Here is a 13,456-nt window from a genome sequence, read left to right as displayed (position 1 = left end):
TACTATACCGGGCAAAAATAAGTTTATTCAATTTACTTTCCTATTTTTACATATTCATATCCTATACATGAGTAAATCTTTTGAAAGGTACCAAAAACGAAAGCTGATTTCTTCTTACTTCTCAGTGGTTTTGAGCATTGGTTTGGTGCTCTTTCTTCTTGGGATTCTTGGATTATTGGTCCTGAACACAAAAAAAATGGCAGATCATTTTAAAGAGCAGATAACCATATCTGTTTTTCTAAAAGAAAATGCCAAGGAAGTGGAAGTTGACCAATTACAAAAGAGTTTGGCAATGGCCGAATACACCAAATTGGCGACCTATGTATCCAAAGAAGAAGCTGCCGAACAACATAGCGAAGAAATTGGGGAGAATTTCATTGACTTTTTAGGATATAATCCATTAAAAAATTCCATTGATGTTCAATTGAATGCAGATTTTGTTTCCCCTGAGCAAATAGAAAGTATCGCAACCGAAATATCGAAAAAGAACTATGTTGATGAAGTCAGTTATGACAAACCTTTGGTTGGTCTTCTTAGTGACAATGTTAAAAAAATAAGCTTCTGGATTCTCATTGCCAGCACTATCTTTACTTTTATCGCCGTACTACTCATCAATAGCTCTATTCGATTATCAATATATTCGAAACGATTCATAATAAAGACCATGCAAATGGTAGGTGCAACCAAGGTTTTTATTCGAAGGCCATTTATTTGGTCCAATATTAAACTTGGAATGTTGGGGTCGCTTATTGCCCTTTTGGCTTTGGGAGGGGTACTATTTTATTTGAACAAAAATTTCCCTGAATTAAATCTTTTTCAGGATAGTACATTATTGATATTGCTTTTTGCAGGAGTTTTTGTTTTAGGGGTATTGATTTCACTAATAAGCACTTATTTTGCAACCCAACGGTTTTTAAACCTTAGGACGGACGAATTATATTACTAAATTTGCGATATGGGTAAAAAGCAAAAGAATACTCCTGGCCAGGCAGCAAAGCCTGAGTTTATTTTCCAGAAGAAAAATTATATGTTCATGTTCATTGGTATAGCCTTTATCGCTTTAGGGTTTATTTTAATGAGTGGCGGAGGTAGTGATGACCCTAATGTATTTAATGACGATATTTATAATTTTCGAAGAATACGATTGGCACCGACTTTGGTGTTGATTGGTTTGGGTATCGAAGTTTATGCCATTTTGTTGAATCCCCATAAGAAGCGCAAGTAATTGGAGACTATAGATGCTATTATCCTTGGTATTATTCAAGGACTTACCGAATTTCTTCCTGTATCATCAAGCGGACATCTAGAATTGGGCAAAGCCATATTAGGTGACAATTCGGTTCCAGAAGAAAGCCTTTTATTTACTGTTGTACTTCATTTCGCTACTGCCCTTAGCACCATAGTCGTTTTCAGAAAAGATGTGTGGGAAATTCTAAGTGGACTCTTTCAGTTTAAATGGAATGAGGAAACCCGATTTTCATTGAAAATTATCATTTCAATGTTACCGGCCGTTTTGGTTGGATTGTTTTTTGAAGAACAGTTGGAAGCTTTTTTTGGTGGAGATATTCGTTTAGTGGGCTTCATGCTATTGATTACTGCGATTTTACTCTATTTCGCTGATAAGGCGAAAGATACTGACAAAAAGGTTTCCTATAAAAATGCGTTCATTGTTGGTATTTCACAAGCAATTGCAATGCTCCCAGGAATTTCTAGAAGTGGGGCAACAATATCAACATCGGTATTGTTAGGGGTTGATAAAACAAAAGCCGCCCGTTTCTCTTTTCTTATGGTAGTGCCTCTGATATTTGGTAAAATGGCCAAGGATATCATGAGTGGAGAACTTAGTTTTGATAGTGAAAACACATTTGCAATGAGCGCAGGATTCATAGCGGCGTTTATAGCGGGGTTAGCAGCCTGCACCTGGATGATTCAACTTGTTAAGAAGAGCAAGCTTACTTACTTTGCCATTTACTGCTTGCTGGTGGGGCTTATTGCAATAGGTTATAGTTTTTGGAGCTAAAGCCCAATTCCGAACAGTAATCTGTACTAACGAAAATCCTTTATGAAATCATTATCGAAAGAAGATTTTTTAGACGGACAATTACTCCTAATCGACAAACCATTAGGTTGGTCATCGTTTCAGGCAGTTAACAAACTTAAATGGGTCATTCGAAGGAAATTCCAGCTAAAAAAAATCAAAGTTGGCCATGCGGGCACATTAGACCCATTAGCCACGGGACTTTTACTCATCTGTACAGGTAAGTTCACAAAAAAGATAAACGACCTTCAAGGACAGATAAAAGAATATACTGGTACTATTACCCTTGGGGCGACCACCCCTTCATTTGATTTGGAAACTGAAGTCAATGAAAATTTTCCAATTGAGCATATAACCGATGAAATGATTCGCGATACCACTGCGCAATTTATGGGGAACATAGAACAGGTCCCACCTATCTTTTCGGCATTAAAAAAAGATGGAAAGCGACTTTACGAATATGCCCGGGAAGGTAAGGAAGTAGAAATCAAAAAAAGATTGGTCACCATTTCTGAATTTGAAATCACTAAGATCAATATACCTGAGGTCGAATTTAGGGTTGTATGCAGTAAAGGAACATATATACGATCCTTAGCCCATGATTTTGGGCTACACTTACGGTCTGGAGCGCATTTATCTCGTCTCAGAAGAACCAAAATAGGCGATTACAACGTAAATAAAGCCCTAGACCCATTGGTTTTCGAGAAAACATTGCTTGATTAAGAAGTCAAAAAGCTGGTTTTTAAACAAATGGCTCTCTTTTAAAACGTTTTTAAAATAATTTTATAAAAAAGTGGTTATAGCTCTATGAGTCTCAGTCGTCAACAGTTATCGCTATTGATTACCTTCCTCACCATGTCCATTATGGTGTTGGGACTCTATAACATACATTTAGGCGGTCAACAAGAGGAAGATGAATACATTGTTGAAATGGTTTTAGATCCTGAGATACTTGAAGAATTGCTCAAGGAAGAGGAGAAGTTAATAGAAGAATTGCAACAGCAAGACCCCATAAAAAGCCACATGGCCTATAATGAAACTGCAAAACCAAGCTATGGTGACCCTGAACCTTTAAAAACGCTTGAAGAAATTCTTGAAGAAAAAGCCGCTAATGAAACCGATGAGATTTCAGATTATAGCAACGAAGATTCTGAATATGCCGCAAAGGTTAAAGAACTGGCAAAACAGAGAGAGGAAAAAAAGAAATTATTGGGAGAACGTGAGGCTCAAAAAGAGGAGCGCACCAATAATTTGGCAGAAAGAAAAACTTCGGTTTCCTATTCATTGGTTGGAAGAAATAATTACAAACTGCCCCCTCCAATTTACACCTGCATAGAAGGTGGAAAGGTAGTAATCAACATAGTCGTTGATGCCGTAGGCAATGTGTCAGATGCTAGTTATAATGCAAAAAGTTCAGGCACTTCAAACGGTTGTTTGGTCGACAATGCAATCACTTATGCTTTAAAAGCTAAATTCAATACTTCGACAAAAGCCTCTCAAAAAGGCACAATCACCTATTTATTTCAAGGAAAGTAACCCCAACAAATCATCTAAAGTACTTTGCCCCTTATCCTTGTTATACCAAACTTGTAAATCTTGTTTAAACTCTGGAGTTAAAGTACCATGCTCATTTTTATAATCTATGACCATTTTAGCGGCAACTTTAGGTCGCGAACCCCATTCTCCAACCACCTTTCCTGAACCATCCTCAACCATGATCAATTTAGGTATCGCCATGGCTCCATTGGTTAGAAAACGATTCATAATATCAAGATTTTCATCACGTAAAATGACCTTCAATGAAATATCATCGTTCAACTGGGCTACTTTGTTTATCATAGGCATTGTTTGGGCAGCATCACCACACCAACTTTCTGTCAACACCAACCAAGTAACTTTTTTATCATAACCCTTGATTTTTGTCACTATCTCCTCCCCAATTTTCAAAGTCTTATCCAATCGCTTCATGCGTCTTTGGTTCAAAAGGGTATAATCGGTCAATGTCTCTGTTTGCTCTGGGCCCGTTGATTTTTTGGCTGCGGCCAAATCATCGACCAATAACCTGTATTCTTTATAAGACATGGCCTTTCTTGTTCCTTTTTGGACCAATTCTTCAGTTGTACTCTCTAAACCTTCTAAAACGATAGTTTTCATACTAGTAATTTTGAAGTGCAAAGTTACCAATGAATCATTTATTTATTGGTAACATTGGTGACATATGTAGGTGTTTTTCACAAAACCTTACAATACTCTCTTTTTTATCATTCCCCCTCGAGTATCATTGATTTTGTTCATCACCACAAAAGCTTTAGGATCAATTTTGGAAATCTCGATATTCAGTTTACGAATTTCCAACCTGGTAATTACCGTAAAGAGTACGTCATACTCATTATGCTTGCCATTCTCAACATAACCACCCTTTGCATCATATATAGTAACACCGCGACCTAATTTATTTATGATCATTAATCGAATATCATTACTGAAATCGGATATTATGGTAACTCCCGTGTACTCTTCAATACCTTCTATCACAAAATCAAGTGTTTTTGAGGCGGCCAAATAGGTAAGCATTGAATATAAAGCAGTCTCTATGGATAGGAGATAGGCCGCGGCCAAGAAGACCATTATATTGACCAAAATAATAATGTCCCCAATAGTGGTACCCAGTTTTCGACTTAGAAAAATCGCCAAAACCTCAGTCCCATCCAAAACACTACCTCCCCTAACCGACAAACCTATTCCTGCACCCAAAAAAAATCCTCCAAAAACAGCGACCAATAGCTTGTCCTGGGTGATTTCCGGAAAGTTCACAGTGGCCAAAACCAATGCCAATCCTAAAATCGCAAATGTTGCCTTTAGAGCAAAAGTGCGGCCAATTACTCGAAACCCGAGGATTATAAAAGGAATATTCACCAATATAATGAGTAATGAAAGGGGTAAATTGCTCACCTCTGCGACTAATAAAGAAATACCAGTTGCCCCACCATCGATAAAACGATTTGGGAACAAAAAACTTTCAAGTCCAAACGCTGCGGTAAATATCCCGGAAACGATAAAAAAAATATCCTTGAAAATAAGTTTATAATTTGTGCGCGCCTTTGCATCTGAGGTCATAATAGTTTTAGCCATACGGTCTATGATTTGAGTAAATTGAAAACTAGATTAAGAAAGTAATTTGTTGGGCCACTGTCCTTATGACAGTCGGTCATAGAAGGGAAATGATCTTTAAGGAAATATTGGTGCAGGGATCCTTCCAAAATTGTACTCGCAAGACTTGATGGATACTCATATTCAGAATCCAGAGCAGATATCATATCCCTAATACGATTGACCAATCTTTTATAAATCACAAAATAACCCGCTTTGTTCTCTGTGTCCACCTCTTTTGTCAAATATGATTTTGAATATTCATTGATTACGATTTTATTGAGTAGCACTTCATTAATATGTGAAAAGGCAGAATCTTCTTCGGTGGTCTTTGTAACAATCTCGATGGTCCTTTTTAGTTTTTCGGCATGGTCACTAATACTATTGGTTGCAAATACCAATTGATATTCCAACCAACCCCAATACCAGGAAGTTAAGTATAACAACAATTTGTGCTTGTTTTCAAAATAACGGTAGATAGAACTTTCGTTAGACCCTATCTTAATACCTAGCTTTTTAAAGGTGAAACTTTCGAAACCCATTTTATGAATCATAAGAATACTTTCCTCGACTATACTTTTTCCCAAATCAGAGGATTCTGGATCTTTCAGAAAGATTTTTTCATTGATGTTTATTTTAACAGATTGTAGCAGGCGTTCCATTGGTCATTTGTTTTGTTCGTTACAAATATAATAGTATTACTATCAATATATAATAGTTTAACTATTTTTAATAAAAGTTATACTACCATATTTTTGAATTTAAACTAACAGATTTCCACCGAACATCATCCCATAAAGTCTCGTTTCATAAATCAACTATCCAATAGTAGAATACTCAATATCTTGGAATTGTATTTATCTATATCTTTAAATCATAAAATGAATAATGGAAAAACATAAATGTGGTTGGTGTTTAGGTAATGACCTGTATGAGGCTTATCACGATTTGGAATGGGGCGTTCCCGTAAAGGATGATGAAACCTTGTTCGAGTTTCTGATTTTGGAAACTTTTCAAGCTGGTTTAAGCTGGATAACCATTCTTCGAAAACGAGAGAATTTCAGGAAAGCTTTTAACCATTTTGATTATAAAAAAATCGCTACTTATGGTGATGCTAAGATTGAAGCCTTATTGAATGATGCAGGAATCATCAGGAACAAACTTAAAGTACATTCGGCCATTAGCAATGCCCAGTCCTTTATGAAAATACAGGAAGAATTTGGGAGTTTTAGCAATTACATTTGGGGATTTGTAAATAACAAACCCATTAAAAACTCCTTATTGGATTATAAGGAAGGCCCGGCAAATACTCCCTTATCCGATAAGATTAGTAAAGACTTGAAAAAGCGAGGATTCAAATTTGTTGGTAGTACCGTGGTCTATGCTTTTATGCAAGCCATTGGTATGGTCAACGATCATGAGAAAAGTTGTTTTAGGTATAAGGAGGTTTAAAATGAACGAATACATACAAACATTAGAACTTGAACTTAAGCGTAATTCCAATGCCAAAATCGCTGAAGAACAAAAGGCCTATATGCGAAACCAGTTCGAATTCTATGGCATAAAAACTCCAGTACGCCGCGAAATACAAAAACCTTTTCTTGCCAAAGATTTTCTTCCCCCAAAATCCGAATTGCAATTAATCATTAAAACCTTATGGAATAAACCTGAACGGGAATATCAATTCATAGGGCAAGAATTAGTGCACAAATACAAAAAACAGTTTGTAAAAAGTGATATTGCCCTATTGGAATTCATGGTTACCCATAAATCGTGGTGGGATACGGTGGACTATATCGCAGTAAAGTTGATAGGTCCATATTTTGATATGTTTCCGGAACAATTGAAACCTATTATAGAAAAATGGTTGGCATCTGGCAATATGTGGTTACAACGCTGTTGTTTGTTATACCAGCTTAAAAGCAAGGATAAAATGGATACGCAAAGGCTATCCCAGATTATCAACCTTCTGCTAGGTTCGAATGAATTTTTTATAAACAAGGCTATCGGATGGGTATTACGTGAATATAGCAGAACCAATCCCAAATGGGTAGTTAAGTTTGTATCAAACCACAAATTAGCTCCCTTAAGCAAAAGAGAAGCATTAAGGTTACTTTGAGATTATTGGTTATAAAGAAATATATAAGCGTTTAGACTTGTGGCGATAGTCATCCAGACCAAATACGGAATAATCAACAAGGTGTAAAATTTTACCTTTTTAAGGTGTTCAAAAGTGAAATAACCAATAAGTAACCACAACATAGTAATTACAATCAAGCCAATTAATACTAAATGTTGATTAAAGAAAAAGAAGTTCCAGCTAACATTTAAAACCCATTGAATACTATATAGTGCAAGTATCTTTTTGTCTAAAAAAGTGTATAAAAAACTAATTTTTGTCATGTAAAAAGAGAAGCACAACATTATGGTTGACCATGCAGCACCAAACACCCAATTTGCCGGTGTCCATGGAGCTTGATTTAAAGAGGTGTACCAATCAGTTTGAGGACCATTGTTCATTAATAAAACTCCACAACCCAGAGCCAAAAAATTAAAAAACAGAAAAACAATAAATCTAATAGCTCTATTATTAAGCATAATACTTTTTCTTTAAAGTGTTAAAAATCAATTGAATTGAAAATAACATGACAAATGCATAAAAAATATCTTCAACCGGAATAGTGAATATCCTAATTCCTAAATTTTCACTGTTATCATACCAAACCACCGGCTCATCAATAAAACTTCCTGTTAAAACTCCATTTACAATTAAGAATGGAACCAATATCACCAAAAAGCTAGGATAGTATTCTTGCAGCGTTCGTACGTGATATTTTAATCCGTACAAAATCAGTAAAACAAACAGTGCAAAGTTTATGGTTGTATACCATTTGCCAAAGTTCAGCATGAACAAAATTCCAGTAATAAGAACCAATGAAAAACTAATCATCAATGTTATAAATCTTGACAGTTTAAAATTTGGCAAATAATACTTTAGCACCTCATGTGTAAATAAACAAGCATATGGAATACAAAAAAAGAACATCCATTCTTCGAAAGGCATTCCGATAATTTTTACTCCTAAATAATATTCAGGGTTGAATCCCCAAATACCATTTGACGTAAAAATACCGTCCCAAACCAAAAATGGAACAGACACCAAAAGAATACTGATGAAAGCAGCCTTAAAATATTGGATGAAGTGAAACTTTCTTTCGAAAATACTGTAGAACAAGGGTATACTTAGGCTTGCTAAGTTTAAAAATAAATATAGATAATGATTCACCTTATTTCTTTAAAATATTTAAGCGGCACAAATAACATTCCGAAACATTCACCATCCGGTTTGTCTAAATGCTTATGGTGAATCTTATGACCCTTACGCAATCCACGTAAGTACCTGTTGTTTACATTGTCTAACCATTTAAAGCGTCTATGAATCAACACATCATGGACCATAAAATATGCAATACCGTAGCATAGGATACCCAACCCTATAAAGAACATATAATTTAACTCTGGTCTTATACCATAGTAGAACAAAAGAATACTTGGGACTGCAAAAACAACAAAAAACGCATCGTTCTTTTCAAATTTATGAGGATACCCCGGCTGATGGTGATCTTCATGTAAATACCACCCAAAACCATGCATTACATATTTATGCGTGCACCAGGTAACACCTTCCATGATAATAAAAGTAAAAAGCGTGGTCAAGATGTATGCTAATATTTCCATAATACCCTTCTGTTTAATTTATCAAGCAATATAATAGACTAAGTTACTGCAATACGAACAATTAAATATGATTAATCTTATATCGTACATACGTTCTGGTTAGCAGTACCAATTTCATTGGATCCGATATGCGAATTCTTTCATTCATTATTCTATCACAATCCAAACGTTTTAGTTTTCTTAATAGCCTATCAAAATATCTGTATGCCAAATACACTCCTAATTTTGCTTCCAATGGTAATTGTATAATACCTTTTCTTGCATGTTTCAAATCTTCCTCAATGTCTTTTATTATTTCAAATTTATTCTCGTTGGTAAGCTCCCCGTTGTACAAATTTGGGAAATAAGAGCGTCCTAAATTCTCTGTATCATCCTTGATATCCCTTAAAAAGTTTATTTTCTGAAAGGCAGAGCCCAATCGCATGGCCGAATTTTTTAATGCATTAAAAGCATCATCATCATTATTTACAAATACTCTTAAGCACATTAACCCTACAACATCAGCAGATCCATAAATATATTTAACAAAATCCTGTTTGGAACTATATTCCTTTTTGTACAAGTCACTTTCCATACTCCCAAGAAAATCTTCTACATATGGGTGTAAATCATAATTATGTACAATTTCCTGAAATGCATTTAGAATGGGGTTAAGACTTATTCTTCTTTCAATTGCTTTATTATAATCTTCCTTGAACTCATTAAAAAGCAACTCCTGATCGTATTCATTAAATGTATCCACAATTTCGTCAGCGTACCGTACAAATCCATAAATCGCATAAATCGCAGGCCTTATAGATGGGGCGAACATCTTTATCCCGGAGGAAAATGAAGTGCTATATGTATTTGTCACCAACTTGCTACAACTGTAACTGGAATCATCAAAAAGCTTTTTCATTTTAATAATATTTTGAAATTAATTCGCTGACTATTTTCCCTGAAATCAAGGATGGGGGAACCCCTGGACCTGGTACTGTCAATTGTCCGCAAAAAAATAAATTATCAACTTTCTTACTTCTCAATCTAGGGCGCAGAATATGTGTCTGTGTTAGTGTATTTGCCAAACCATAGGCATTACCCTTGTAAGAATTATAGTCCGATTTAAAATCATTTACGCAATAAGATTCTTTAAACTCAACCATAGCGTGTAAATTTTGCTCAGTTAAATCCTCCATTCTTTGAATTATCTGATTAAAATACTTCTCACGTATAGTCGGGTTATCCTCCAGATCCGGTGCTATGGGTATCAAGAAGATACCTGCCTCTTTTCCCTCCGGGGCACTTTCATTATCCGTCAGGCTAGGAAAACTTGCGTAGAACAATGGGTCCTCTGACCATTCTTTAGTATCATATATGGTTTTGGCATGCGCATCAAAATCGGTATCAAAAAACAAGGTGTGGTGCGAAACATTTTTTAACTTCTTTTTGAAGCCAACGAAAAAGAGCAATGCTGATGGGGCAAAAATCTTTTTACTCCAATAACTTTCTTTATACTGTCTTCTATTAACAGGTAAAAGTGATTCTGTATGGTGATAATCAGCTCCACTTAACAGGATATCACAGGAATAAAACTTATCACCTACTTGTATACCTTCAACATTGTTATCAGTTGTACGAATAGATTGAACAGGAGAGTCTGTCACGATTTCAACTCCTAATTCCAAAGCCAAATTCGTCATCGCCTCAACCACTTCATACATGCCTCCCATGGGGTGCCAAGTCCCCAGTTCAAAATCAGCATAGTTCATGAAATTGTAAAAAGAAGGGGTATTTCCTGGTTTTGCACCTAAAAAAAGTACTGGAAACTCCATTATTTTTCTAAGCTTTTCATCTTTTACGTAAGAAGCCACCTGTTTTTTTATCGTTCTGAAAAAATCAGTAATCTTTAGCATGGTGGTTGGAGTGATAATCTCCAAGATACTTTCTGCTGGTTTATATACTAGATCCTTAATGGCAATTTTATAATTCTTGCCCGCCTTTGATAAAAACCTGCGTAAAGCTTTCTTGCTTCCAGGTTCAATTGTTTCAAAGGTGTTCATTGTTTCCTCTATAGAACCTGATACTTTAATTGAATCTTTAACCCCAAAATATACTTGATAGGCAGGGTCTAATTTTTTTAATTGATAATAGTCACTCGGTTTTTTATCAAAATCACTGAAGAAGCTTTCAAAGACATCTGGCATCCAATAAAAAGTTGGGCCAATGTCAAACACAAAACCATCTCTCTTTTTTTGACGGGCCCTTCCGCCAATCTCTGGATTCTTCTCAAAAATTTGGACCCCAAAACCTGCCTTAGCCAAATAGCAACTGGCTGCAAGGGACGAAAATCCAGAACCAATTATGATGATCTTTTTATTGTTCATTTGTAATAATTTGAAGAAAAAATACTGAACTATTAAAATAATAGAAAAAAACATAACAAGCACTGATACCTATCACAATACCAGTGCCCGTTACTCAATAAAAACAACCTAAATCTTCTTTTTCATAAGATTGTTACCAATTCATCTAGTTGCTCGTATCGGGAATCATAACTTGATTCACTACATGTATTACACCATTGTTTGCTTGTACATCTACAACAACAACACCAATACCAGTATTTCCAGCTCCATCAGTGATGTCGGCAATATTATCTCCTGTACCTGGTAAATTGATTGTTATATTATCACCTTCCAATGTGGCTGGTGCCATACCATCGGTTAAGTCACCAGATCGAACGTTGCCGTTTGCCACATGGTGGTTTAATACAGATGTCAATAACATTTCATCAATATCGGTTACGCCATCCCAGTCCATATTACTATCCAATAATGCTTGAAAAGCAACATCTGTAGGTGCAAAAACCGTGTAAGGTCCTTCGCCATTAAGTACAGAAACAAAGTCGGTATCAGGTGTGCCTTCAGTCAAAGCAGCAACAAGTGGGCTAAAAGTCGCATCTGCAGTTGCAAAAGTCACCAATGTTGGTAAATCAATCACCGCATCAACAGCATGGATGACCCCGTTTGTAGCTACAATATCCGCAGCTGCAACATTACTCGAACCGTTCAGAGATACTCCGTCGTCCGTATTTATGTACATACTTAAATTGTCTCCATCTTCATTAGTAGCTGCCGTACTCACATATGAATTTGTCAACCCTGATGAAAAAGCGGCAGCACCAACAATAACATGGTTTGCCAAAATGGTATTCAATTCATTTGACATAGGGTTTGTAAAAGCTGAAAAAGCGGCATTTACAGGAGCAAAGACAGTAAAGTCAGTAGCATCATCTGATAATAAATCCGTAAAAGTGGTATTGCCGCCAGCAGTTAATGCTCCAACCAATTCTGTTAAATCACTATTTGCCACTGCATGGTCTACGATATTGGGCAAACCTATAACTGCGTCAACAATATGTACTACCCCATTAATGGCTTTATTATCTGCCGCGGTAACGGTAGAACATCCGTTCAAACTAACTCCGTCTGCAGTATCTACCAGCATACTTAAATTGTTGCCTCCCGCTCCGGCGGTAGAAAGAGTTGAGATATATCCTGTCATTAAATCAGTAGATAAATTATTACCACTTACAACATGGTTCAATAATACTTGAGTCAATACATCCACTGGTACATCACCTAGTTCAGCAAAATTATTGTCAGCCAAAAATGTTGCAAAAGCATCGTTAGTTGGCGCAAATACAGTGAACGGCCCTTCACCGGCCAAAACAGTTGGCAGGTCTCCATCTGCAGCTACTAAGGCAGCGACCAAGTTTTCCAAACCTGGGGTGGCAATGGCCAAATCAGTAATCGAAACCAAAAGAATATCACTTAAGGCATCCAATGCAGCTTGTGGTAAAAGTATTTTATCAATTAAATGTACCGTACCATTGTTAGTAGCAACATCAGCCGTTGTAACCATTGCATATTCTCCCGCTGCATCCATAAAAGAAGCACCGCCGTCTAAACTAACCGTTAATTCCTCTCCTTGGACAGTTGTAATAACCTGACCCTCTGTAAGATCACCAGATGTCACAGAAGCACCACTCACTACATGATAGGCCAAAATACTGGCTAAGAGGTCTTGTAATTGTTCAGAGTTAAAATCATCAAGCGAATCAAATCCATCCAACCTTGCCAAAAGGTCCACGAAAGCATCATTAGTCGGGGCCAATACCGTAAAAGTCCCAGTTTCATCGCTAAGCGTTGCGATAAGGTCGTTAGATCCGCTTTCATCCGCTTTAGCCAAAGCAGCAACAAGATTGCTCAGGGCATCAGTACCCTGAGCGGCCTCGACAATGTTCATTGTCTCTTGTTCCATTTCAATCACTGGTTGGTCATCATCCTCACTACACGAATACGTGAATAAGGATACTGCGATGAACATAAATAAATAACTAATCTTCTTTTTCATAATTAAATTTTTTAAGGTTTGTCTAATCTTTTTTGTTTTTACTTAGACAAGAGTATAACATTTTTTTTATATGTCCAACTTTTTTTACTTTTTTTTAGACATTTTTAATAAAAAATGCTCATTTTTGTACCAAAC

At 36.2% G+C, this 13,456-nt stretch carries 16 protein-coding genes; 7 read left to right on the top strand and 9 right to left on the bottom strand.

Annotation, left to right across the window (positions count from 1 at the left end; genetic code table 11):
• Positions 1 to 67 precede the first annotated feature (67 nt).
• The 5 genes from FB2170_RS08830 (at position 68) to FB2170_RS08810 (ending at position 3,574) form a co-directional block, all read left to right on the top strand.
• The gene (locus FB2170_RS08830; RefSeq protein WP_013306198.1) at positions 68 to 946 is read left to right on the top strand and encodes a cell division protein FtsX; all 879 of its coding nucleotides are present in this window, start codon (positions 68 to 70) and stop codon (positions 944 to 946) included.
• A 9-nt stretch (positions 947 to 955) separates the two neighbouring features.
• A complete protein-coding gene (locus FB2170_RS08825; protein WP_013306197.1) occupies positions 956 to 1,225 on the top strand; it encodes a DUF3098 domain-containing protein in 270 nt (89 codons plus the stop codon).
• Positions 1,226 to 2,020: an undecaprenyl-diphosphate phosphatase gene (locus tag FB2170_RS08820; protein ID WP_013306196.1), complete on the top strand. Its 795-nt coding sequence runs from the start codon at positions 1,226 to 1,228 to the stop codon at positions 2,018 to 2,020.
• Between the two features lie 42 nt (positions 2,021 to 2,062).
• Entirely contained in the window at positions 2,063 to 2,761 is a 699-nt protein-coding gene (gene truB, locus FB2170_RS08815) for a tRNA pseudouridine(55) synthase TruB (protein WP_013306195.1), read from the top strand.
• Positions 2,762 to 2,845: 84 nt separating this feature from the next.
• Positions 2,846 to 3,574 (top strand): hypothetical protein, encoded by a 729-nt coding sequence (locus tag FB2170_RS08810; protein WP_041632770.1) that lies wholly within the window; start codon positions 2,846 to 2,848, stop codon positions 3,572 to 3,574.
• Here FB2170_RS08810 and FB2170_RS08805 read toward each other — a convergent pair.
• From FB2170_RS08805 to FB2170_RS08795, 3 genes are all read right to left on the bottom strand, one after another.
• Positions 3,557 to 4,192, bottom strand: a complete 636-nt coding sequence (locus tag FB2170_RS08805) for a thioredoxin family protein (RefSeq protein ID WP_013306193.1) — start codon at positions 4,190 to 4,192, stop codon at positions 3,557 to 3,559. The genes FB2170_RS08810 and FB2170_RS08805 overlap by 18 nt on opposite strands.
• 87 nt (positions 4,193 to 4,279) lie before the next feature.
• Positions 4,280 to 5,170 carry a YitT family protein gene (locus FB2170_RS08800; RefSeq protein ID WP_013306192.1) on the bottom strand — a complete coding sequence of 297 codons (891 nt, stop codon included), beginning with the start codon at positions 5,168 to 5,170 and terminating at the stop codon, positions 4,280 to 4,282.
• A 5-nt stretch (positions 5,171 to 5,175) separates the two neighbouring features.
• Positions 5,176 to 5,850 carry a TetR/AcrR family transcriptional regulator gene (locus FB2170_RS08795; RefSeq protein ID WP_013306191.1) on the bottom strand — a complete coding sequence of 225 codons (675 nt, stop codon included), beginning with the start codon at positions 5,848 to 5,850 and terminating at the stop codon, positions 5,176 to 5,178.
• Between the two features lie 226 nt (positions 5,851 to 6,076).
• Here FB2170_RS08795 and FB2170_RS08790 point away from each other — a divergent pair, with 226 nt between their 5' ends.
• The gene (locus FB2170_RS08790; RefSeq protein WP_013306190.1) at positions 6,077 to 6,640 is read left to right on the top strand and encodes a DNA-3-methyladenine glycosylase I; all 564 of its coding nucleotides are present in this window, start codon (positions 6,077 to 6,079) and stop codon (positions 6,638 to 6,640) included.
• Between the two features lies 1 nt (position 6,641).
• Complete coding sequence (locus FB2170_RS08785; RefSeq protein WP_041632769.1) at positions 6,642 to 7,307, top strand: DNA alkylation repair protein; 666 nt, start codon at positions 6,642 to 6,644, stop codon at positions 7,305 to 7,307.
• Between the two features lie 2 nt (positions 7,308 to 7,309).
• On the opposite strand, the gene FB2170_RS08780 is transcribed toward FB2170_RS08785, so the two are convergent.
• From FB2170_RS08780 to FB2170_RS08755, 6 genes are all read right to left on the bottom strand, one after another.
• Positions 7,310 to 7,786 (bottom strand): TspO/MBR family protein, encoded by a 477-nt coding sequence (locus FB2170_RS08780; RefSeq protein WP_013306188.1) that lies wholly within the window; start codon positions 7,784 to 7,786, stop codon positions 7,310 to 7,312.
• Complete coding sequence (locus FB2170_RS08775; protein ID WP_041632768.1) at positions 7,779 to 8,474, bottom strand: lycopene cyclase domain-containing protein; 696 nt, start codon at positions 8,472 to 8,474, stop codon at positions 7,779 to 7,781. The genes FB2170_RS08780 and FB2170_RS08775 overlap by 8 nt, the downstream gene beginning before the upstream one ends.
• Positions 8,471 to 8,926: a sterol desaturase family protein gene (locus tag FB2170_RS08770; protein ID WP_013306186.1), complete on the bottom strand. Its 456-nt coding sequence runs from the start codon at positions 8,924 to 8,926 to the stop codon at positions 8,471 to 8,473. The genes FB2170_RS08775 and FB2170_RS08770 overlap by 4 nt, the downstream gene beginning before the upstream one ends.
• A 61-nt stretch (positions 8,927 to 8,987) precedes the next feature.
• The gene (locus FB2170_RS08765; RefSeq protein WP_013306185.1) at positions 8,988 to 9,824 is read right to left on the bottom strand and encodes a phytoene/squalene synthase family protein; all 837 of its coding nucleotides are present in this window, start codon (positions 9,822 to 9,824) and stop codon (positions 8,988 to 8,990) included.
• 1 nt (position 9,825) lies between these two features.
• On the bottom strand, positions 9,826 to 11,289 hold the full coding sequence (locus tag FB2170_RS08760) for a phytoene desaturase family protein (RefSeq protein WP_041633134.1): 1,464 nt from the start codon (positions 11,287 to 11,289) through the stop codon (positions 9,826 to 9,828).
• A 145-nt stretch (positions 11,290 to 11,434) separates the two neighbouring features.
• On the bottom strand, positions 11,435 to 13,321 hold the full coding sequence (locus FB2170_RS08755) for a fasciclin domain-containing protein (RefSeq protein ID WP_041632767.1): 1,887 nt from the start codon (positions 13,319 to 13,321) through the stop codon (positions 11,435 to 11,437).
• Positions 13,322 to 13,456: the final 135 nt, after the last annotated feature.

Origin of the sequence: Maribacter sp. HTCC2170 (genome assembly GCF_000153165.2) — a bacterium.
In the GTDB taxonomy this organism is placed as follows: domain Bacteria; phylum Bacteroidota; class Bacteroidia; order Flavobacteriales; family Flavobacteriaceae; genus Maribacter_A.
Note: the sequence above shows the minus strand (reverse complement) of the source record. Positions and strands in the feature narration are given on the sequence as shown.